The sequence below is a fragment of the Clostridium aciditolerans genome (assembly GCF_016316925.1).
In the GTDB taxonomy this organism is placed as follows: Bacteria; Bacillota; Clostridia; order Clostridiales; family Clostridiaceae; genus Clostridium_AM; species Clostridium_AM aciditolerans.
Genome location: NZ_JAEEGB010000015.1, coordinates 153,985 through 175,298 on the forward strand (window position 1 = coordinate 153,985; position 21,314 = coordinate 175,298).

The following is a 21,314-nucleotide window of genomic DNA, read 5'->3' on the forward strand; positions in this document are numbered from 1 at the left end:
ATATGGGGTGAACGATGGGATTCGAACCCACGACAACCAGAACCACAATCTGGCGCTCTACCAACTGAACTACGTCCACCATAATGGTGCGTCTTAAGGGATTCGAACCCCTGGCACACGGCTTAGAAGGCCGTTGCTCTATCCAACTGAGCTAAAGACGCATATTTTGGAGCGGGTGAAGGGAATCGAACCCTCGTAACTAGCTTGGAAGGCTAGCACTCTACCATTGAGTTACACCCGCAGGTATAAAATATCAAAATTCTATGATTTTGTTATGTTTTAATCCTCATCAGCTTTGCTGAGGAGTTTCATTAGTGGTCGGGGTGACAGGGATTGAACCTGCGACCTCATGGTCCCAAACCACGCGCGCTCCCATCTGCGCCACACCCCGTTGTTCAGGAATTCCCTGAACTGTTTCTTCAGGAGAATCATCAACTCCCGACGACATAGATTATTCTACACGATATATTTGATTCCGTCAATACTTATTTAAAACTTTTTTATATTTTTTTAATATGCCTTATACACCTTTAATGCTTGGATTGATTTTTCCATCTTCTATTTTTATAGTGGCTATGCTATTAAACCCATCTCTTGATACAGCTGGACTTCCTGGGTTTACAAACCATATTCCATTTTCGTAAGCAATCTTTGAAACATGAGTATGTCCAAATAACGCTATATCGACCTCTAACTCTAATGCTCTATATTTTAGTCTAGATAGGTCATACTTAACATCATATTTATGTCCATGAGTCATGAATACCTTTTTCCCAGCAATCATTTCAATCCTTTCACTTGGAGTATCTACAGCAAAATCACAATTCCCCTTTACGTTAATAATTGGACCTTTATAATATTTAGATATTTCTTTAAGGTCTTGAACATTATCACCTAAATGAATAAGTATATCGGGATTTTCTAGTTTATTTATAGTATTTTCTATGATCCATGAGTATCTATGTGTATCACTTATTACTCCTATTATCAATATTACTCCTCCTCCATAAGTTTTTTTATTTCTCCTTCTATTTTTTTCAGAGCTTTTGCTCTGTGACTTATGGAATTCTTAAGTTCGGAGTCCATCTCTGCAAATGTCATTTTGTATTCAGGTATATAAAACAATGGATCATATCCAAATCCATTGCTTCCTCTTTCTTCATCTATTATTCTTCCTTCTATTTCGCCTTGAACTTTTACTATTTTATCATCGCTTATTATTAATGCTATTGCACATATGAACTTGGCTTTTCTTTCTTCATCTTTTTTATCTTTCAATAAATCTAAAAGCTTTTCATTATTCTTTTTATCATTTCCATGTTCTCCTGCAAACCTAGCAGAATAAATACCTGGTGCACCGTTTAAACAATCAACTGCGAGACCAGAGTCATCTGCCAGCACCATAGATCCCTCTACAATTTTATATATTTCACTAGCTTTTTTATAAGAATTTTCAATGAATGTATTTCCGTCTTCTTCAACATCTATATCTATTCCCGCTTCTTTTAGTGATACTACTTCTATTTGGTATTTTTCTAATATTTGTTTAATCTCTTTTATTTTTTTTGCATTGTTACTCGCTACTATTAACCTTCTCATTATCTATCACCTGTTCCAACCCATAATGAGTCCATTTTCAAGCTATCTTTTTGCACTTGAATCATATGTTTTGCGCCTTTTTCTGCTAATGCTATAAGCTCATTTAAATCCGCTCTACTAAAAGGACTTTGCTCTCCAGTTCCCTGTATCTCTACAAATTCACCAGAATCAGTCATAACCACATTCATATCAACTTTTGCTTTTGAATCCTCTTCATAACATAAATCCAGCATCTTCACATTATCTACAATTCCAACACTTACAGCACTAACAAAATCTCTTATAGGGTATATTGAAAAAGGAGACTGTTTATGAAGCTTATTAACAGCATCCACTAGTGCTACAAAAGCCCCAGATATAGATGCAGTCCTTGTTCCTCCATCCGCCTGAATAACATCACAATCTACCCATATTGTCTTTTCACCTATAGCTTTTAAGTCAACTATTGATCTTAGTGCTCTTCCTATTAATCTTTGTATCTCCATAGTTCTTCCATCAATTTTACCTCTAGTTATATCTCTGACTTTTCTAACTTGAGTAGCTCTTGGTATCATATTATATTCACAAGTAATCCATCCCTCACCTTTTCCTTTTAAAAATGGAGGAACTTTATCCTCTATCGATGCTGTACAAATTACCTTTGTGTCACCTGTTTCTATTAAAACTGCACCTTCTGCATATTTTGTATAGTTTCTTGTTATTTTTATATGTCTATTTTGATCATTTTTTCTACCATCAACTCTCATTTTTTACCTCCAAAAGAACCAACTTTCTATTACTTAATTATTATACATTATTAATGGCCTATTGTGCATTCAATTCTGCCAGTTTATTTCATTTTTTCTTCTAACACAAATAGCTCATCTCTCTCAGGCGGCTCTACTTCCTTTTCTATATTTTTATCTACCAATATGCCTTTTCCTTTAATAATTTTACCTATTATTGTAGCTTTGATACCTTCTTTTTTAAGTATTTCTATTAATTCGTTTCCATTTTTAGTTGTTATAAGCATGCTTCCTGATGATATGAATCTAAGAGGATCTATAGAACATTCTCTGCATATCCTTTGGGTTATACTACTTATAGGCATCTTTTCTTTGTATACCTTAAATCCCATGTTGCTGGCTTCTGCAACTTCCCATAATGCTCCCAGCACTCCCCCTTCTGTTATATCATGCATAGAATTAACTCCAAAGTTTCCAGATATAATCCCTTCATTTACTACACTTAAATAATTTGTATAATTTTGAGCTTCTTCTATTTCTTCTTCCGTTAGAATATCTTTTATTTTATTTTTATAGTCATTAACTATTATGCTAGTGCCTTCAAGACATAACTGTTTAGTAACGATTATATCATCACCTTCCTTAGCTCCTGAAGTAGCTACTGCTTTTCCCTTTGGAGCTTTACCAATTACCGTACAAGATATTACCATTTTATTTACAGCTCTTGTTATTTCAGTATGGCCTCCTAAGATTTCAACATTAAGCTTTTGAGTTTCTTCTCCTATTTCTTTCATTACTTCTTTTATTTCATCTAGTGATGTATTTTCTGGAGCCAAAATTGTTACTAGAATACCTATAGGTTCAACTCCACAAGAAGCTATATCATTGCAGTTTATGTGCACTGCTAACTTACCACTATTAGCATCAGCTCCAGTTATAGGATCTGTAGAAAGTATACATTCATGGCTTCCAAATTCCACCACGCTACAATCTTCTCCTACACCACTTCTGATTCTTACATCGTCTCTCCTAACTTTTCTGCTGCCATCTATTATTTCTTTTAGATCATCCCAGTTTAATTTTCCTACTTTCATTAAAATTTCTTCCTTTCTATTAAATAAACAAGCACTATTTTACTACCTACTTCATATTATTTATATAAGGATTAATTTATGGTAGGTGCATGTGTTTGAAATATATTGGACCCTTTCTAAGAATAAATAAATTAAAAAAAGAAAATGTTGAACATCAACTCTTTTATTTAGCAAAAGAATCTTTAAAACAAATTACACTATACTCTAAGTGTGGGATACACACCTCGCTTAAAGAACTTAAAGTAAAAAATATATCTAATTTTGATATTAACACATTTAAAGATGTTTCTCCACTTCTATGTATATATAAAAAGGCAAGTCCTAAACTTATAAACATTGAAAACAACTTATGCTGGGATGAAGATAAATTTAAAAAAGAAATAAACATAGACAGTAACGCTTTAATGACATTATGTCTTTTAGAATTATACGATTATTACAGTAGCTTTAAAAACATAAACGCCAAAAATTACAATTTAGCTAACCTATATTTGTTGTTATCTAAAAAACAACTAGAATTTTACGCTTCTTATTTTAGAAATGATGAGGGAGTATTTATAGATAAAAAAGATGCAAGTGATCTTTTTACTGGCGAATTAAAATTTGAAGAAAAAAATAAAAAATTTAAATTTTCTACTCAAGCATTATTAATGGCTGCATACTATAAGTGCGCTTACTTGTGCAAAGATGAGGATAAATATAATTACAAAAACTTTTCACTAGATATATTAAATATGTTTATTACTTTCAAAGAAGATCTATATTTGCTTTCTTCTAGTGAACTTGTTGAGCTATGTTTAGGTTTAAATATATTTTACAAGTATTCTAAAAATGAAGATTGTAAAGTTTTATTACTAGATTTATCGGAATTACTGTATGAAAAAAATAATGATTGTTCTATGGAATTTGATTTAGAGAAAGACTGTATGAATTATATTAATTTTATCCTATTCTACAGAAATACAGGAATTGCGAAATTTAAAGATAAAGCAGAAAATATGTATACTAGGTTCCTTGAATTATATGACCCTGAAAAAGGCATCTTCCTTAAAGACACTGAAAGTAAAGACATCACTTTTTCCTGCTTAGAAATTGCTCTATATGTTTTAGTTTGCATTATTCATTCACATACAAGTGAAGATGCGGATAAGAGTGATTTAATAATATTAGATGTATTCAAGCGTCAACTTGTAGATTCAGGGATTATAGCAAGTTGGCCTGACGCGCCTGACTTGCAGGATGTAGAAAGATATAAAAATTATACGCTAAAATCTGAAGATCTACTAGAAGAGCAGGATTTTAGGATGGCCTCAATTCCTACTCCTGAAAACTGTGAATTAGCTTCAGTATTTAATAAAAATGTTTGCTATAATAAGAAAAAAGAAGTCTTTAAAGTTCCTAAAAACTCCTTTGATACTTATAAAAACATGTTGATATTTTTCTTGATTATTCACGTTCTAAGACCAAAAAAGTTAGTTCATAAGATAATGGAAGAAGATATAGAATTTGATCAAGAATATTAAAAAAGAATATTAAAAAATAATATTTTAATTTTTGGGTTATAATAATATAACCACAGTACAAGCATGTGCTTATGCTAAAACTTCAGCCTGCTTTAAAAGGAGGTATGTAATTTATGATGAACATAAATTGTTCTGAAAAGTGCATACATGAAAGAAACGGAAAATGTACTTTAAATCATGTAACACCAATTTCAAGTTTTTCGACTAATGGAGAAGCAGACTGTGCCTACTTTATTTTAAAGCAACCTAATAAAAAAACTGCCCCTTCAAATTAAGGGGTAGTTTTTTTATTAAGGTTGCAAGTTTATATATACTTTATCTAATTTAATATTTCCCTTTTTTGTAATGCTTATATCTTCTATATTACTCTTTTTACAAATTACTATATTACTACAGTACAGTGGAATCATCGGCATATCTTCAAATAATATATTTTCTCCAGACCTTAATAGTTCTATTTTTTTACCTTTATCTTTTTCCATTTTACTTTTTTCTAATGTATTGTCTAGATCAATATTCTTGTATCCGTAAATATTATCCTTAGAATTAATAGTCCATCTTTCAAGAAATGATAGAGGATAATCATAGCTTCCTTCATATTCAACTTTAGCTATATCATAATCTCCCTTACTCAATTCATCATTAAACTCTTCAGCATTGTAACCGATACATTCAATCTTTATTTGTAAGTTATCACGTAGGTTTTTAGATATAGCTTCACAAACCTTTTTATTTTCTATTGTGTCCAAATAAATTAGCTTCAAAGGCTCATTATTTTTATCAAATTTAGTCTTTTTTATAAAGTCTAATGCTTTATCTTTTTCTAAAGCGCTTGTAAAATATGACTTGTTTACGAATTGTCCATTTAGGCCATTACTAATGTTTGTCGGAATATATGTTAGAGCTGGTTTTGCTGTTTCACTTAATATTTCTTTTGATATATAGATTCTATCTATACTGACTGCTATGGCCTTTCTGAAGTTAACATCTTTTATTATACCTTCTTTTTTTAAGTTAAAAACCAGAGCATCAGTTGTATATGTTGATACCTGATTAGCTTTTCCTAAACTAATAAGATTCTTAGCTTCACTTATTGGCGGATCTACAAATATATCTACCTTATCGCTTTGATATGCAGCTAATGCTGCTTCACTACCATCAATGCAAGATAACATAATCTTGTTACTTTTTACTTCATCTTCATTCCAATAGTTGTTGTTTTTTACAAGGCTTATATAACTATTATTAGATATATCATCTATAATAAAACAGCCTGTGTATAAGATTTCTTTATAATTTTTTTTCCACTCAAATAGATTATTATTAAATTTTCTTAGCGAATATATTGGCTCTGCAAGTATATTCAAAAAGTAATTACAAGGATAATTTAATCTTATTTCGAGTTTTTTCTTATCAATAGCTCTGATTGCCACATCATTAAACCCTTTTTTACCATGTCTATATTCTGAAGCACCAAATATATAATATAATTGTTCTGCAAACTTATTATTTAAATCTTTATTTAATATTTGAGAAAAGAAGGTAACAAAATCTTCTGCTGTAATATCGCTTCCATCACTCCATTTTGCATCTTCTCTTATATTAAATGTATAACAAGTTTCATCTTTACTTAAAGTCCAACTACCACTTAAACCAGGAATAATATTTCCTTTTTCATCTGTTTTCACTAATCCTTCAAATAAATTTACAAGAAAATCCTGCTGTCTAATATTATAGTCTGTAAGCATTGATAAATCTTTTGGCAGCTCTCCAACATTATATACTATGTAATCTTTTATATTTATATTTTTATTTCCTTGTACACTCTTCTCAACGCACCCATTTAAAAATACAGAACTTAAAATTAATATGCTAACTATAAACTTCTTCATGAAATATCTCCCTATTTTTTTCTTTAAACATATAAAAAACAATCAATATATTTAAATTATTGGCAGTTAAAAGAAAAATAAACAAAACTCGTATAAAGTTTTGTTTATTTTCTATTCATTGAGGAAGATATTCTAAAAAGCTTAATTGTTCTATACTAAATTGCTTTTTCATAAATTTAATACCATCTATCTTTTGAACCTTTTTATAGAAGCTAGTATCAATATATTTGTTTATTTTTTCATCAAATACACCTGTAGTAATATATATACCTCTTTCTATGTCATTCTGATTTAAACACTCTAAGAATGTTTCATACTCTTGTAGCAAAACCTTTTCTTTTTTATGATACTTAAATAATATGGTTCTTTCAGCTCCTGTGAGCTTTATAATAACAAAATCTGAATTTTTTAAAATTATATTATAATGTATATTATAATTCCAGCAATTTTTAGTTATGTTTTCAGTTATCATGTCTATGTTTATTCTTTTTAGCTTATACTTTGCCTTATAAGCCTCATCTTTTCTTAGTTTTAAATAAGCTTTATCAACTATATTGCTCACGTTCCTCCTCCACAAATTATTAATATTAGTTAATTATATGAAATCAAATATAATTTTGATACAATTAATTTTCTGCCTATTTTTAATCAAAAGTGATATTTTTTGCCTATTTTTATGATATAATATTTACATATTTTTAGCAGCTTCTGCTAAAAGAAATAATGTAAAATCCTATCTTAATAAAAAGTTTAATAGATAATTATACGGAGGAAGCTAAAATGATTCTTGCTGTAGAAATACTAGGCATATTAACTATGTTAATTTTAATATTTGCCTTGGTATGGGGATTTATAACCCTTACCCAAATATTAAATCAATTAAAATATAAAAATTACTTAATGGAAAAATTAACTCAGCATATGTATATGCTCACGAAAAAAGATGAAAACTCAAAAGATATGTAAAAATAAATATTTGCAAATAAAATGGGTACAATTTTATTAAAAATTGTACCCATTTTTAAATATACTACTTAATTTAAACTGCAAAAATTCTAATAAACTTTCATATAAATAAAGAAAATCGTTCCAACTGCTATTAGTATACATGCTACAGGATATGCTACGTTTTTAAAACTAGCCTTAAAGTCAAACATATTGATAGCCCAAATAACCATTGTAAAGAATATGCACCATTGAAGAGTATAATAGCTATCAAAATATTTTACATATGTAAATTGATATGTAGTAAGGAGCGTTAATACCAGTGTGAGTATTGTTAACGACACTCCCATCCATCCTAAAAAGTGAATAGCCCTTCTCATTTCTCTCCTCCGCATGTTTGTGTTTTTATTTTAGTACAAACAAAACCATTTTCATAATAAACCTTTTTTATAATTTTGTAAATACCTACAACATTTTTTCAAAATCATCTTCGCTTAATATTCTTACACCTAATTCTACTGCCTTATTATATTTAGATCCTGCTTCTTCTCCAGCTAAAACATAGTCTGTCTTTTTGCTAACACTTCCTGCAATCTTTGCTCCAAGTGACTCTAACTTTTCCTTTATACTGCTTCTAGTATAGTTTTTCAATGTACCTGTTACTACTACAGTTTTCCCTGAAAAAACACTTTCTAATATTTCTTCCTCTTCATAACGAGGATTAACTCCTAATTGTAGTAGTTCATTTATACTTTGTATTATTTTCTCCTCTTTGAAGAATTCTATTATACTTTTAGCAACAATATCTCCTATATCTTGAACAGATGTAAGCTCGTCTATGGAAGCTATTTTAAGATTATCTAAATTTTTAAATTTCTTAACTAAATCTTTAGCAGTTTTTTTACCTACATTAGGTATTCCCAATGCAAATATAAAGGAGGATAAATCGCAACTTTTACTCTTTTCTATAGCATCAATTAGATTTTGAGCCTTTTTATCCCCAAACTTTTCTAGTGTAAGTAAATCTTCTTTTTTTATTCTATATAAATCAGCAATTGATTTAATCTGAAGTTTTTCAAAAAGCTGTTCTGCAGTCTTTTCGCTAAAGCCTTCTATATTCATTGCTTCTCTACTTCCAAAATGCACAATACTCTTTACCATTTGAGGTTTACAGGATAAGGTATTTTCACAAAAATAATGTACACCTTCCTGTACCAACTCACTACCACAGTAAGGGCATGTTGTCGGTGGCTCTATTTCATTACTTTCTTTCAAACTTTCTTCAACTACGCCCATAATTTCTGGTATTACATCATTAGAACGGCGCACAAAGACATGACAGCCAATTTTTACTCCTTTTCTTTGTATGTCATCCATATTATTAAGTGTAGCCCTTTTAACAGTTACTCCAGCTAGCTCCACTGGCTCTAGTATTGCGGTAGGAGTTACTCTTCCACTTCTGCCAACGTTCCATTCTACCTCTAAAAGTTTTGTAGTAGCTTCTTCTGCTTCAAACTTATATGCAATTGCCCATTTAGGGAATTTTATAGTATATCCAAGTATATCTCTTGTTTTCATGTCGTCTACAACAATAACAACACCATCTATATCATAATCTAATGTATTTCTTATACCTTCAACAGCTACTAATTCTTCTTCTATCTCTTCTATGTTTCTGCATACTTTAACATAATCATCTTGTGGAAAACCCATTTCTTTTATAAAGTTCATCATTTCAACGTAACTTCTAAATGCTGTTCCTTCGTTATATCCTATATCGTAAAAAAAGGCTGATAAATTTCTTCTAGCTGTTTCTTTTACGTTTAAGTTTCTTAAAGCTCCAGCAGCCCCATTTCTTAAGTTCTTTAATGGAGTCTCAGCTTTTTTATTATATTCCTCAAAAGCTGTCTTCGTCATAACAGCCTCTCCATGAACTTCTATAACACTGCTGTTATTTATTTTTAGAGGAAGAGCTTTTATTGTTTTTACCTGTGCTGTTATATCTTCTCCGACTTCACCTGTTCCTCTAGTGGCAGCTTTAATAAGTATTCCATTTTCATCATAGGTACAGTTAATAGTAAGTCCATCAAACTTTTTAGTAAGCACATATTTAAGTTCAGGTAACTTATCTTCATGGCTAGAATTATACTCATCTACTGACTTTTTATTTCTTATATGCCATTCTCTAATTCCCTGAACATCTTGAGCTTTATCTAAGCTCCACAATCTTCCTTTATGAGCATACTTTTGAAACTCAGCCAACACTCTGTCTCCTACTCTTTGCGTAGGAGAGTAAGGAAGTACGATTCCAGTTTCCTTTTCAAGTTTAGTTAACTCATCGTATTTCTTATCATACTCTTTATCTGAAACACTTGGGTTATCTAATACATAATATTCATGTGCATACTTATTTAATTCCTCTACTAGTTCCTTAATTATTGTTACTTTATCACTATTTAAACTCATATTTTCCCCCTAAACAGCCTCTAATGGAGCGACTCCATACATTAAGTTTTTGATTCCCATCTTATCAAAAGCTATGGTAAGTTTTATGTCATTTCCAACCTTAGAAACACTTACTATAGTTCCTACTCCAAACTTTAGATGTTTGACTTTTATTCCGACTTTGATATTTTCAAGCTTTAGAGAGTTTTTATCTTCTTTATTATTACTAGCAGCATCCACTGCAACCTGTTTAATTCCTGTATTTCTTAGCGGAGATGGTGAATTACTAAAGCTGTTCCTATTTAAATTGCTATTTAAGTTGCTATTCATAGTAGTTCCAAACTTTCCAAAGCCCCTTTTAGCAGGATTATCATATTCTACTAATTCCTTAGATATTTCCTGTACAAAATCTGATTCTGAAAAGGCAGCAGTTTTTCCAAACACTCTTCTAGTTTCAGCAGAAGTTATATATAATTGCTCCTCAGCTCTAGTTATTGCAACATAACAAAGCCTTCTCGCTTCTTCCATTTCAGCAAAATCATTTAAGGCTTGATTTCCCGGGAATATTCCATTTTCCATACCAACCATAAATACTACAGGGAACTCTAGCCCTTTTGCACTATGAACTGTCATCATAACTACACTATCCGCCTCTTCATCAAAATTATCTATATCAGATACTAACGTAACTTTTTCTAAAAATGCGGATAGAGACTTATCTTCTGATGAACTTTCAAATTCTACAGCTGCAGATACAAGTTCTTTTAAGTTTTCTATTCTGCTTAGAGCTTCTAAATCCTTTGAATTTTTAAGTTCTTCTAAATATCCTGTAGTCTCTAATATTTCTTTTATCAAGGTAGACACCTTAATTTGATCTCTGCTTCTAATAAAGCTATTTATTAAGCTTACAAATTTCTTTATAGATGATATAGTTCTAGTTGAAAGCTTTAATACTTCTTCAACATCTAATAAAACACTATACATACACTCATCCATTGAGCCTGCAAACTCTTGAACTTTCTGTACTGTAGTATCTCCTATGCTTCTTTTAGGAACATTTATAATTCTTTTTAAGCTTACATCATCAAGTGGATTATTTATAAACTTTAAATATGCCATTATATCTTTTATTTCTTTTCTGTCATAAAACTTAAGACCACCAACTATTCTATATGGTATATTGGATTTCATAAAAACATCTTCAAATATACGAGATTGAGCATTAGTTCTATAAAGTACTGCAAAATTCTTGTATTTTTTATTTTGCTCCTCTCTAATTCTTTTTATTTGAGATGCTACATAAATTCCTTCATCTATATCAGAAAATGATCTATGTAATTTTATTTTTTCTCCACTTTCACTTTCCGTTCTAAGGATTTTATTCTTTCTTTGAGCATTGTTTTTTATAACATCATTAGCAGCTCTTAATATATTTCCTTTAGATCTATAGTTTTGTTCAAGCTTAATTACCTTTGCCTCTGGGTAATCTTTTTCAAAGTCTAATATGTTTCTTATGTCTGCGCCTCTCCATGCATAGATACACTGATCATCGTCACCAACAACACAAATGTTTCTATGAGCTGATGCTAAAAGTCTTACAAACTCATATTGAGACTTGTTGGTATCTTGGTACTCATCTACCATTATGTATTTAAATTTCTTTTGATAGAATTCCAATACATCTGGATTTTTCTTAAATAGCTCTACTGTTTTGTAAATTAAATCATCAAAATCTAATGCATTATTATTTTTAAGCTTTTTTTGATATAAACTGTACATATCTGCAATTTTATTCACTCTAAAATTATGCTCATTTTCTCTCTTAAATTGTTCTGGAGATACTAAATTGTCCTTCTGTTCTCCTATTTTATTTATTATCTCTTTATCGGTTATATCTTTATCATTTATTTTTAACTCTTCCATACACTGCTTGATTAATACTTTTTGGTCATAGCTATCATATATAGCAAAATTTTTATTATATCCTAATTTATCAATTTCTCTTCTTAAAATTCTTACACAGCTTGAGTGAAATGTGGAGACCCACATATTATCCACTTCATCGCCAACTAGGCTTCTTACTCTATCCTTCATTTCTCCCGCAGCTTTATTTGTAAAAGTGATAGCTAAAATTTTTGAAGGATATATATTTAAATCTTTTATCATATGAGCTATTCTATGCGTTAACACTCTTGTCTTACCTGAACCAGCACCAGCTAAAATTAATAGCGGTCCTTCTACAGTTACTGCTGCATCATACTGTTCCTTATTTAAAAGCTTTTTTAAATCCATATAATTCACTCCCTGATTACTATACAAAATTCTCATGTTTAATATTATAACATTTAAGTACTGATTTAATCATTATTAAACGTAAAAAATGTGCTGATTTATATCAACACATTTTTTGGAAATCTAAAGTTTCTATATAATACATATATTATTCTTCGCTATCGCCTTTTAATCTCTCTAAGACAATATTATATCCATCGCTACCATAATTTAGACATCTGTTTACTCTACTAATGGTAGCAGTACTTGCTCCAGTAGCTGCAGCAATATCTAAATATGTTCTCTTATTCTTTAACATTTTTGCCACTTGAAGTCTTTGCTCAAGCGCTTTTATTTCATTTATAGTACATATATCATCAAAAAATCTATAGCATTCTTCTTTTGTCTTTAGAGATAACATAGCTTCACATAAAAAATCCATAGCCTCACTTTGTAATTTGGATTTATATTCTTCCATGAGCTCAACTCCTTATTTACTATACGTTATTATAATTATTTCCTATTCATTTTAATTCTATCACGTATTAAAGTATTAATCTACAAAATTATTATAAATTAATACAAAATAAGAACAGCCCATTGGGGCATGGGCCGTTCGCTCATAAATAAAAAGGGGGCTATTTATTCCTTTTATTTATCCTTGCAAGATTATTATATTAAAGTAAAAATGAAATTTCAAGCTATTTTGCATAATTAATTGTAAAAATATATTAAAATGCCTGAATTAATTTCATATGTTAAAAAATCTTAAATTTTTTTAAGTATTTCCACTTCTTTTTCTGATAATTCTCTATATCCACCTTCAATTAAATTTGTGTCTAAATCAAGTGGTCCAAATTTTATTCTTTTTAAATACACTACACTCTTATCTCTGCTTTGAAACATTCTTTTAACTTGATGAAATTTTCCTTCCTGTATAGTTACTTTCACCTTTGAACCATCACTATCTGCTTGTAATATTTCTAGTTTAGCAGGCATACACTTGTAGCCATCATCTAAGGTAATTCCTTTTTCAAAGGCCTCAATATCTTTTTCATCAACAACTTTGTCTATTTCAGCATAATAAACTTTATCTACATGCCATTTTGGTGATATTAACCTATGATTTAGTTCCCCATCATTTGTCAGTAATAATAGTCCTACTGTATCTTTGTCCAATCTTCCTATAGGAAATGGATTAAAAACTTGGTGTTCTGGCTCGAGCAAATCTATAACAGTTTCATCATAGTTGTCAAATGTAGCAGAAACCACACCGTCAGGCTTATTCATCATAAGATATATGTATTTTCTATAGTTAACCAATTCACCTGAAACTCTTATTTTACAAATGTTGGGATCTATCTTCATTCCGCTATCTTTAATTATTGATCCATCAACCTCTATAGCACCATCTTTAGCTAGTGCTTTTACTTCTTTTCTTGTTCCATATCCTAAATTTGATAGAACTTTATCTAATCTTTCCATCAGCTACCTCCTAATAATTTTGCATGCACCTAAATTCTATTAATTATTATAACCTTTTAGCTATAAAATAAAAACAGCCTAACTAAAGACTGTTTAAAAAATTCTTTATTTGCCGTAGTATTTCATAACTTTTTGTACATAATCTCTAGTTTCATATGGCAGTTTAGAAATATCTGAGGAATCTCTTACTCCTCTATATTTCAAAGTTCCTGGTCCTGCATTATAAGCAGCCAAAGCCAATTCCTTTGAATTGCCATACATATCAAGTAATCCTTTTAGATATTTTGTACCACCCTCAACATTCTGCTCTATACTATATGCATCAGATACCCCTAACTCCTTCGCAGTACCAGGCATAAGCTGCATAAGTCCCATTGCTCCTGCATTTGATGTGGATTTAGGATCAAAATCTGATTCTTGTTTTATAACTGCCATTATGAGGGATTTATCAAGACCATACTTTCTTGAAGCCTTTTCTACAGCTTCTTCTATACTTAAATTTCCACTCTTTATATCGCTTTTTAAGCCCTTATATGCAGAGTTCAGTCTTTCTCCTGCACCATATCCGAGCTTACTTAAGTCTCCATCTCCAAGCCCAAGTTTGCTTAAATCTAAATTTCCATCACTATCCGTCATAGCCTTAGTTAAGCTTTCCATAATCAGCCCAAAAGAGTCTGAGTCTCCAGCTGCTTCTTTAAACATTTGAGTCATAAGTTGAAATTGTAGAAAATCTTCAACTTTTTTATTGTTATCTACATTCATGTTTTCACCAACCTATGTTTTCTTTTCACTAAATTATATATCGTATTTTATAATAATAACTTTATACAAAATCATTCTGCATTGAATATAAATGTGTCGTAGTCCTCATAAGAAACTTCACTATACTGGCTCTTAGCTAATACTAATACCTTATACTCTTCTTTGCAAAATGGTATAAATGTATAATAATTTTTTTTGCTATAATTTTGAACTAAATTCCACTCCCCTTTTTCCATGACATAAAACTCATACATTACATCTTTTCCACCCTCACTATGTACAGTAAAATTTATAGATTCATTACATATAAACTTTACCTTATCACAGGTTATTTTAGTACCCGTTATAGGAAATGCATCATGTACTTCTACTTTTATATCTCTTTTACAATCAAAAGGTTTATCGCTATCTTTATTTTTAGCAAAGAGTTCCACGCTGTATAAACCACTGTATTTAGGGGTAAACACATATGCTTTCTCTAAGACATAATCTGTTTCTTCAACTTTACGTTCATTGATTTTTAAAACATACTTAAGAAGTGTATTAGTAGTATTTCTAGTTATAGAATTTATACTAATTTTATCCCCAACTATATAGTATTCCTTCGCTGGGAATAGTATATAATCAATATTAGCGGGAACATATTTAAGTGCCTCTAAGCTCTTTATCCAATGACAGTCAAATTCTCTGCTTGAGTATTTGTCTTTAACTCTTATTTCAAGTTCATAACATCCCTGCTTATTGGGAATAAAGTTTATCCAATTACATGTTCCATAGTCCATCTTCTCTAATTCTAATCCATCTCTTTTTATTATAAAACTATATCTTAAGTCGGTACCGCCTGATGCATTAACTTTAACATTAACCTTCTCATCGACTAAAACATTACTGCCTTTATCTATCAGAACTCTATCAATTCTCACTGGTTCTTTACTATGTTCATCTATTATAAAGCTCATCGTTTCTGATGCTTCATATTTTCCTTCGAAAGACTTATCTTTAACCCATAGTATTAATTTATATTCTCCAGGAATCTTACTTTTCCATATATAAGTTTTATTTCTTGTATATCCTGAATCTTCAGGGCATTTTCCTTCAATTATGTATCTGTATAATACCTCTCTTCCACCAACAATTTCTGCTTTAAGCACTATAGATGTTTCACATAGCTGTGGAGAGTTTAAATCAGCTGCAAAACTTTTTATAAAAATTTCATTATACTTTTTTACTTTGAAATGGATTATGGCTCTATCGTCATATTCACTGGTAGAATACATATCCTTTGCTAAACACAAAATCTTATAATCTCCACTTTGTTCTGCTATATAACTTACAGTTCTTTTTGTTGAATAATCTTGTACACAATCAGCTTCCCCATTCGAAGTTATCTTTACAAACTTGTATAGTATTGTTCTATTTTCATCATAAGTTGCGTCAACCTGGAATATAATCTCGTGATTTTCAATTAGATCTGAAGTTAAACACCTAAAATCAGTTATTTCTACTTTTTTTAATGGGATAACTTCAAATTCAACGGTTTGAAAATCATCATATTTATTTTTAGAGTCTATATTCTTACACTCTACTAATATTTGTCCTCTTCCAATAGATTTGGTTGTCCACGTAAGGTCATTGTCTGCAGAATAGTCTTTTATAATCTTCCATTCATCATTAATTCTGAGCCAATACCTAAACATGAGTGGAAATTTATTAGCATCGACAAATAAATTAACTTTTTCTCCTAAATCGAATTCATATTTGTTCAGGGTTATACTATTTATTAACTTTTCTTCAACTTTACCTATTATATAATCTAATCTGGATACATAGTCAAAGCTTTTTTCTCCTTTTACCTTTTTAGCTTGTATCATTATTATGTATTTTCCATCTTCCTCTGGAACCCATGAAGCCTTATCCTCTTCAGTAAAATCTTTTAATGTACTCCATGTTCCATTACACCCAATCATATATTTATATAAAAAATCTTCTCCTAAATTATTTTCAATAGTTATTATTATATTTGTATCTTTTTCTTGTGGACTCTCTAAATTACAAATAATACCTAACTCATTCATCTCTATTTACCCATCCCCTGTTTAGGCATCTGAAAGAAAATAAACCAGCAGATGGACTAGTTATTTTTTTGAAGATGCCTTAATATGTATCTAAATTCCATTATACTATAATCCCATATTCTGTAATAGGTTTTTATTAACATTTGTATAATAATTTAATATTATAGTTATAAAATAGTTTTAGCATCACCTTATTAAATGGAGGCTATTTAAATGAAAATTTTTAATGTTTTATTATTAAAATTTAATAAGATAAAAATTTCGCTGGATAATTTTTCTGAGTTCAGATCTTATAAAATTCAAGTAGAAAATGGCGGTAAAGAGTTCTCTATATCTAAGTATTGCATAGTGGATAATGATATCATATTTACATTAACCAATAATGTAGATATCAAATATGAGACCTTTATACGTTACGAAAAATTATATGAGAAAGTGCATTATTTCCCTTTATTTTCAACAAGAGAATTTGATGACAAATACTATCACCATACCTCTTTAGGTGCTATATACTCCAAAAATTTTACTGTGTTTAGAGTATGGTCTCCTGCTGCATCTCATATTAATTTACTACTTTACAATAAATCAGAATTCTACTCTCATGAAAATAAAACAACAATGCCAATGAAAGAAAGTAATGGCCTTTGGTCTCTTCTAGTAAAAGGTGATTTACATGGCTATTACTATAACTATGAGGTTAATGTTTATAATAAAATTCACGAGGTCGTGGACCCTTACTCTAAGGCTGTCGGAGTTAATGGAGCAAGAGGTGCCATTTTAGATATGTCTCAAACTAATCCACAAGATTGGGAAAATGACAGATCTCCTGAATATAGAAACTATACTGATACTATAATATACGAAGTAAATATAAGGGATATATCTACTCACCCAGATAGCGGCATCATTCATAAAGGAAAGTTTTTAGCACTTACTGAGGATAATACAAACTCTGGTAAAAATATATCTACTTGTTTAAATCATATAAAAGAATTAGGAATTACACATATTCAATTTATGCCTATTTTCGATTTCAGTTATCTTAGTGTAGATGAAACAAACCCTGTTAAGTATAATTGGGGATATGACCCCCAAAACTATAACGTACCAGAAGGAGTTTATTCTACAAATTCCTACGATCCAGCATGTAGGATATTAGAGCTAAAAAAAATGGTTCAACATCTGCATAAAAATAATTTATCTATTAATATGGACGTAGTATATAATCATGTATATGATGCTCCAAATAGCAGCTTTGAAAAAATTTTTCCTGGTTATTACTTCAGGTTCTATGATAACTTAAACCCTTCTAATGGCAGTGGCTGCGGTAATGATATTGCTTCTGAGCATTCTATGGCAAGGAAATTTATTATAGACTCAGTAATCTACTGGGCCAAAGAATATCATATTGATGGCTTTAGGTTTGACCTTATGGGGCTTATTGATGTAGATACAATGAACTCTTTAAGTAAGAAACTTAATATGTTTAAAAGATCAATAATGTGTTATGGCGAGGGTTGGGATCTAAATACAAGCTTAGATAAGAATCTTAAAGCTGCTGATTACAATGTAAAGATGCTTCCTGGCATAGGTTTTTTTAACGATAAAATAAGAAATTTTATAAAAGGTGATGTCTTTAATATTGAGGATAAAGGATTCGCTACTGGAAAGTCTTTACTTGAAGAAAAATTAAAACAAAGTATATCCGGTTATTTTTTACCACCAAACCAATCTATAAATTATATATCCTGTCACGATAATCATACTTTATGGGATAAAATAGATTTAAGTTGTCCTACTGAAAGCTTTGACATAAAAAAAAGAATGGTAAAATTATGCGCAGCCATAAATCTAATCTCTCAAGGAATACCATTTATATATTCTGGTGAAGAGTTCTGCGGAACTAAAAACGGTGATAGCAACAGCTATAATAAATCTGAACATGTAAATTGGGTAGATTGGAATAGAAAATATGAGTTTATTGATATATTTTATTACTACAAAAAACTTATTAATATAAGAAAAAATCATCCTGCTTTTAGAATCAATACGCTGCAGGGTATAAAAAATCACTTATCTTTTATTGATAATATGCCGGCAAATACCATAGCTTATATATTAAAAGATTATGCTAATGGTGACTCTTGGAAAGAGATACTTGTTATTTTTAATGCTAATAAATATAGTGTAGATATATCCATTCCCAATGGAATATGGAATATAGCTTTAGATTGTGATTCGAAAGCAGAAAATAAGACCGTCACAGGTGGAAACATAACCATTGAAAGAATATCTACCTGCATACTGTTTAAGTTATAAATCAAACCTTATATCGGATAAAAAATGTTTTCTTGGATAAGCTACTCTATAGGAGGTTGATATTTATGAAAGAGTCTTTAGATAGGCATAATCCAAATTTTACTTATAAAAAAGAAAATATAGATATAAAGCAATCACCAGAAGGATACGCTATTATGGAAAGAATAAATAATGGATTACTTTTTCCTGAAGGTCCAAAAGATCATGTAGACTTTATAGATTATGAAGAAACATAAGGGTTCCTCTTTGGAATCCCTATATTTCTTTACTTAAATTCATCTTTATTAGATTCAATAAATTATAATATAACCTTTCGTCATCTTCTTTTATTCTCTTTTTAGGATTTGAAGTTCTTCCTCCACTTCTCCTCACTTTAGCTGATATATGTCTTTCAAAGAGCAGCCTATCCATATTATCATTGTCATAAATATATCCCTTAGGGCTTATAGCATAGGCTTTTCTTCCAAGTGCCATAGCTGCTACTCCATAGTCTTGAGTGATTACTATATCATTTTTTTCAGTTACATTAATCAGTGCCATATCTACACTTTGAAAGCCTTTATCAACATATCTTACTTCACTATAACTGCTTGTTATAGTATGACTTATATCACAATACATAATAACCTGTATATTATTTTCTTTAGCAGCTTTCTCAATTATTTGTTTCCCAGGACATGCATCCGCATCTACTATAATTTTCATTAAACTCTCCATTCTTTTACATACAAAGCCCTGTACATAGTCATATACAGGGCTTATGATTCTATAATCTTTCTTCTAATTGTGCTTTCATCTCTTCAAATCCAGGTTTTCCAAGAAGAGCAAACATGTTCTTTTTATATGCTTCAACTCCTGGTTGATTAAATGGATTTACTCCTAGTAAATATCCGCTTAATCCGCAAGCTTTTTCAAAGAAGTATACCATGTATCCAAAATAATACGGAGTCAATTCTGGTACATTTATAATCATAGCTGGAACATTTCCATCACTATGAGCTAAAACAGTTCCTCTAAAAGCTTGTTTGTTAACAAAGTCCATAGTTTCTCCAGCCAAGAAGTTTAGTCCATCCAAGTTATCTTCTACTGCTTCTATAGTTATGTTTTTTCTTGGCTTCTTAATATTTATAAATGTTTCTGTTAAAACTCTTAAACCTTCTTGAATATACTGTCCCATTGAGTGTAAGTCTGTTGAGAAGTCTGCCGCCGCTGGGAATATTCCTTTATTGTCTTTGCCTTCACTTTCTCCAAATAACTGTTTCCACCATTCTCCAAAGTAGTGTAGGCAAGGTTCAAAGTTAACCATCATTTCAGTAGTTTTGCCTTTTGCATATAGTGCATTTCTTGCTGCTGCATATCTGTAAGCAGTATTTATGTTTAAATCTGTGCTGCTATACTCTTCTCTTGCATCAGCTGCTCCCTTTATCATTTCATCTATGCTTATTCCTGCTGCTGCAATTGGTAGAAGTCCTACTGCTGTTAAAACTGAAAATCTTCCACCTACATTGTCAGGAATAACAAAAGTTTCATATCCTTCTGCATCAGCTAAAGTTTTTAATGCTCCTTTTGCTGCATCTGTTGTAGCAAATATTCTTTCTTTAGCCCCATCTTTTCCATATTTCTTTTCCATTAAATCCTTAAATATTCTAAAAGCTATAGCTGGCTCAGTTGTAGTACCGGATTTTGATATAACATTAACTGAAATATCCATACCTTCTATGGCTTCTAGAAGATCTGACATGTAAGTTGAGCTTATATTATTTCCTACGTAGAATATAGCAGGACCTTTTCTCTTATCTTTTGGTAAGCTTGCTGAGAAAGTATGTGAAAGCATTTCTATTGCAGCTCTAGCCCCTAAATATGAACCACCTATTCCTATAACTATAAGTGCATCTGAGTTGCTTCTGATTTTTTCAGCTGCCTTCTTTATTCTTTCAAATTCTTCTTTATCATAATTAACAGGTAAGTCTACCCATCCTAAAAAGTCGTTTCCTGCTCCTGTTCCTTCGTGAATCATTTTATGAGCTTCATTAATAAACGGTTGAAGACTAGTTATTTCATGCTCTTGTAAATACGGCATAGCCTTGCTTAGATCTAACGTTAAACTTTTCTTAGTCATTTTTTATCCTCCACCTTTACGTAAAATTAGTTACAATTGAAATTTTATTCTATTTATCTA

The 21,314-nt window shown here is 30.5% G+C and carries 20 protein-coding genes and 4 tRNA genes; 5 read left to right on the top strand and 19 right to left on the bottom strand.

What is annotated here, in order from left to right; translation table 11 throughout:
• Window positions 1-3: 3 nt before the first annotated feature.
• From I6U51_RS14175 to I6U51_RS14210, 8 genes are all read right to left on the bottom strand, one after another.
• Window positions 4-79, bottom strand: a tRNA-His gene (locus I6U51_RS14175).
• Between the two features lie 5 nt (window positions 80-84).
• Window positions 85-161 (bottom strand) — tRNA-Arg (locus I6U51_RS14180).
• Window positions 162-167: 6 nt separating this feature from the next.
• Window positions 168-241 (bottom strand) — tRNA-Gly (locus I6U51_RS14185).
• Window positions 242-315: 74 nt separating this feature from the next.
• Window positions 316-391: transfer RNA gene (locus tag I6U51_RS14190), tRNA-Pro, on the bottom strand.
• 129 nt (window positions 392-520) lie between these two features.
• Window positions 521-991 carry a metallophosphoesterase gene (locus tag I6U51_RS14195; RefSeq protein WP_211143256.1) on the bottom strand — a complete coding sequence of 157 codons (471 nt, stop codon included), beginning with the start codon at window positions 989-991 and terminating at the stop codon, window positions 521-523.
• Window positions 992-993: 2 nt separating this feature from the next.
• Complete coding sequence (locus I6U51_RS14200) at window positions 994-1,599, bottom strand: XTP/dITP diphosphatase (RefSeq protein ID WP_211143257.1); 606 nt, start codon at window positions 1,597-1,599, stop codon at window positions 994-996.
• Window positions 1,599-2,345, bottom strand: a complete 747-nt coding sequence (gene rph, locus I6U51_RS14205; protein ID WP_211143258.1) for a ribonuclease PH — start codon at window positions 2,343-2,345, stop codon at window positions 1,599-1,601. The genes I6U51_RS14200 and rph overlap by 1 nt, the downstream gene beginning before the upstream one ends.
• Before the next feature lie 83 nt (window positions 2,346-2,428).
• A complete protein-coding gene (locus tag I6U51_RS14210) occupies window positions 2,429-3,418 on the bottom strand; it encodes an AIR synthase family protein (protein ID WP_211143259.1) in 990 nt (329 codons plus the stop codon).
• 95 nt (window positions 3,419-3,513) lie between these two features.
• Here I6U51_RS14210 and I6U51_RS14215 point away from each other — a divergent pair, with 95 nt between their 5' ends.
• Both I6U51_RS14215 and I6U51_RS14220 read left to right on the top strand, forming a co-directional pair.
• Window positions 3,514-4,941: a hypothetical protein gene (locus I6U51_RS14215; RefSeq protein WP_211143260.1), complete on the top strand. Its 1,428-nt coding sequence runs from the start codon at window positions 3,514-3,516 to the stop codon at window positions 4,939-4,941.
• Between the two features lie 113 nt (window positions 4,942-5,054).
• Window positions 5,055-5,216 carry a hydroxymyristoyl-ACP dehydratase gene (locus I6U51_RS14220; RefSeq protein ID WP_246517350.1) on the top strand — a complete coding sequence of 54 codons (162 nt, stop codon included), beginning with the start codon at window positions 5,055-5,057 and terminating at the stop codon, window positions 5,214-5,216.
• Window positions 5,217-5,231: 15 nt separating this feature from the next.
• On the opposite strand, the gene I6U51_RS14225 is transcribed toward I6U51_RS14220, so the two are convergent.
• Entirely contained in the window at window positions 5,232-6,833 is a 1,602-nt protein-coding gene (locus I6U51_RS14225) for a peptide ABC transporter substrate-binding protein (RefSeq protein ID WP_211143261.1), read from the bottom strand.
• Window positions 6,834-6,948: 115 nt separating this feature from the next.
• Window positions 6,949-7,395, bottom strand: a complete 447-nt coding sequence (locus tag I6U51_RS14230) for a hypothetical protein (RefSeq protein ID WP_211143262.1) — start codon at window positions 7,393-7,395, stop codon at window positions 6,949-6,951.
• A 218-nt stretch (window positions 7,396-7,613) separates the two neighbouring features.
• Between I6U51_RS14230 and I6U51_RS14235 the strand changes: the two genes are divergently transcribed.
• Window positions 7,614-7,799: a hypothetical protein gene (locus I6U51_RS14235; RefSeq protein ID WP_178908361.1), complete on the top strand. Its 186-nt coding sequence runs from the start codon at window positions 7,614-7,616 to the stop codon at window positions 7,797-7,799.
• 89 nt (window positions 7,800-7,888) lie between these two features.
• Here the strand turns inward: I6U51_RS14235 and I6U51_RS14240 are convergent, their stop codons facing one another.
• The 7 genes from I6U51_RS14240 to I6U51_RS14270 all read right to left on the bottom strand — a co-directional run bounded on the left by I6U51_RS14240 (window position 7,889) and on the right by I6U51_RS14270 (window position 16,816).
• Window positions 7,889-8,158, bottom strand: a complete 270-nt coding sequence (locus I6U51_RS14240; RefSeq protein ID WP_211143263.1) for a hypothetical protein — start codon at window positions 8,156-8,158, stop codon at window positions 7,889-7,891.
• Window positions 8,159-8,243: 85 nt separating this feature from the next.
• Window positions 8,244-10,244, bottom strand: coding sequence for an NAD-dependent DNA ligase LigA (gene ligA / locus I6U51_RS14245; protein WP_211143264.1), 2,001 nt, complete (start codon window positions 10,242-10,244; stop codon window positions 8,244-8,246).
• 9 nt (window positions 10,245-10,253) lie between these two features.
• A complete protein-coding gene (gene pcrA / locus I6U51_RS14250; RefSeq protein WP_211143265.1) occupies window positions 10,254-12,515 on the bottom strand; it encodes a DNA helicase PcrA in 2,262 nt (753 codons plus the stop codon).
• Between the two features lie 148 nt (window positions 12,516-12,663).
• Window positions 12,664-12,972 carry a YerC/YecD family TrpR-related protein gene (locus I6U51_RS14255; protein ID WP_178908357.1) on the bottom strand — a complete coding sequence of 103 codons (309 nt, stop codon included), beginning with the start codon at window positions 12,970-12,972 and terminating at the stop codon, window positions 12,664-12,666.
• 290 nt (window positions 12,973-13,262) lie between these two features.
• Complete coding sequence (locus tag I6U51_RS14260) at window positions 13,263-13,979, bottom strand: pseudouridine synthase (protein ID WP_211143266.1); 717 nt, start codon at window positions 13,977-13,979, stop codon at window positions 13,263-13,265.
• A gap of 105 nt (window positions 13,980-14,084) precedes the next feature.
• Complete coding sequence (locus tag I6U51_RS14265; protein ID WP_211143267.1) at window positions 14,085-14,741, bottom strand: lytic transglycosylase domain-containing protein; 657 nt, start codon at window positions 14,739-14,741, stop codon at window positions 14,085-14,087.
• Window positions 14,742-14,812: 71 nt separating this feature from the next.
• Complete coding sequence (locus tag I6U51_RS14270) at window positions 14,813-16,816, bottom strand: triple tyrosine motif-containing protein (protein ID WP_211143268.1); 2,004 nt, start codon at window positions 16,814-16,816, stop codon at window positions 14,813-14,815.
• 213 nt (window positions 16,817-17,029) lie between these two features.
• Between I6U51_RS14270 and pulA the strand changes: the two genes are divergently transcribed.
• Both pulA and I6U51_RS14280 read left to right on the top strand, forming a co-directional pair.
• Complete coding sequence (pulA, locus tag I6U51_RS14275) at window positions 17,030-19,135, top strand: type I pullulanase (protein WP_211143269.1); 2,106 nt, start codon at window positions 17,030-17,032, stop codon at window positions 19,133-19,135.
• A gap of 65 nt (window positions 19,136-19,200) precedes the next feature.
• Window positions 19,201-19,371 (top strand): hypothetical protein, encoded by a 171-nt coding sequence (locus I6U51_RS14280; protein ID WP_178908352.1) that lies wholly within the window; start codon window positions 19,201-19,203, stop codon window positions 19,369-19,371.
• A gap of 19 nt (window positions 19,372-19,390) precedes the next feature.
• On the opposite strand, the gene I6U51_RS14285 is transcribed toward I6U51_RS14280, so the two are convergent.
• Both I6U51_RS14285 and I6U51_RS14290 read right to left on the bottom strand, forming a co-directional pair.
• Window positions 19,391-19,840: a YaiI/YqxD family protein gene (locus tag I6U51_RS14285; RefSeq protein WP_211143270.1), complete on the bottom strand. Its 450-nt coding sequence runs from the start codon at window positions 19,838-19,840 to the stop codon at window positions 19,391-19,393.
• A 61-nt stretch (window positions 19,841-19,901) separates the two neighbouring features.
• On the bottom strand, window positions 19,902-21,254 hold the full coding sequence (locus I6U51_RS14290; protein ID WP_211143271.1) for a glucose-6-phosphate isomerase: 1,353 nt from the start codon (window positions 21,252-21,254) through the stop codon (window positions 19,902-19,904).
• Between the last annotated feature and the right edge of the window lie 60 nt (window positions 21,255-21,314).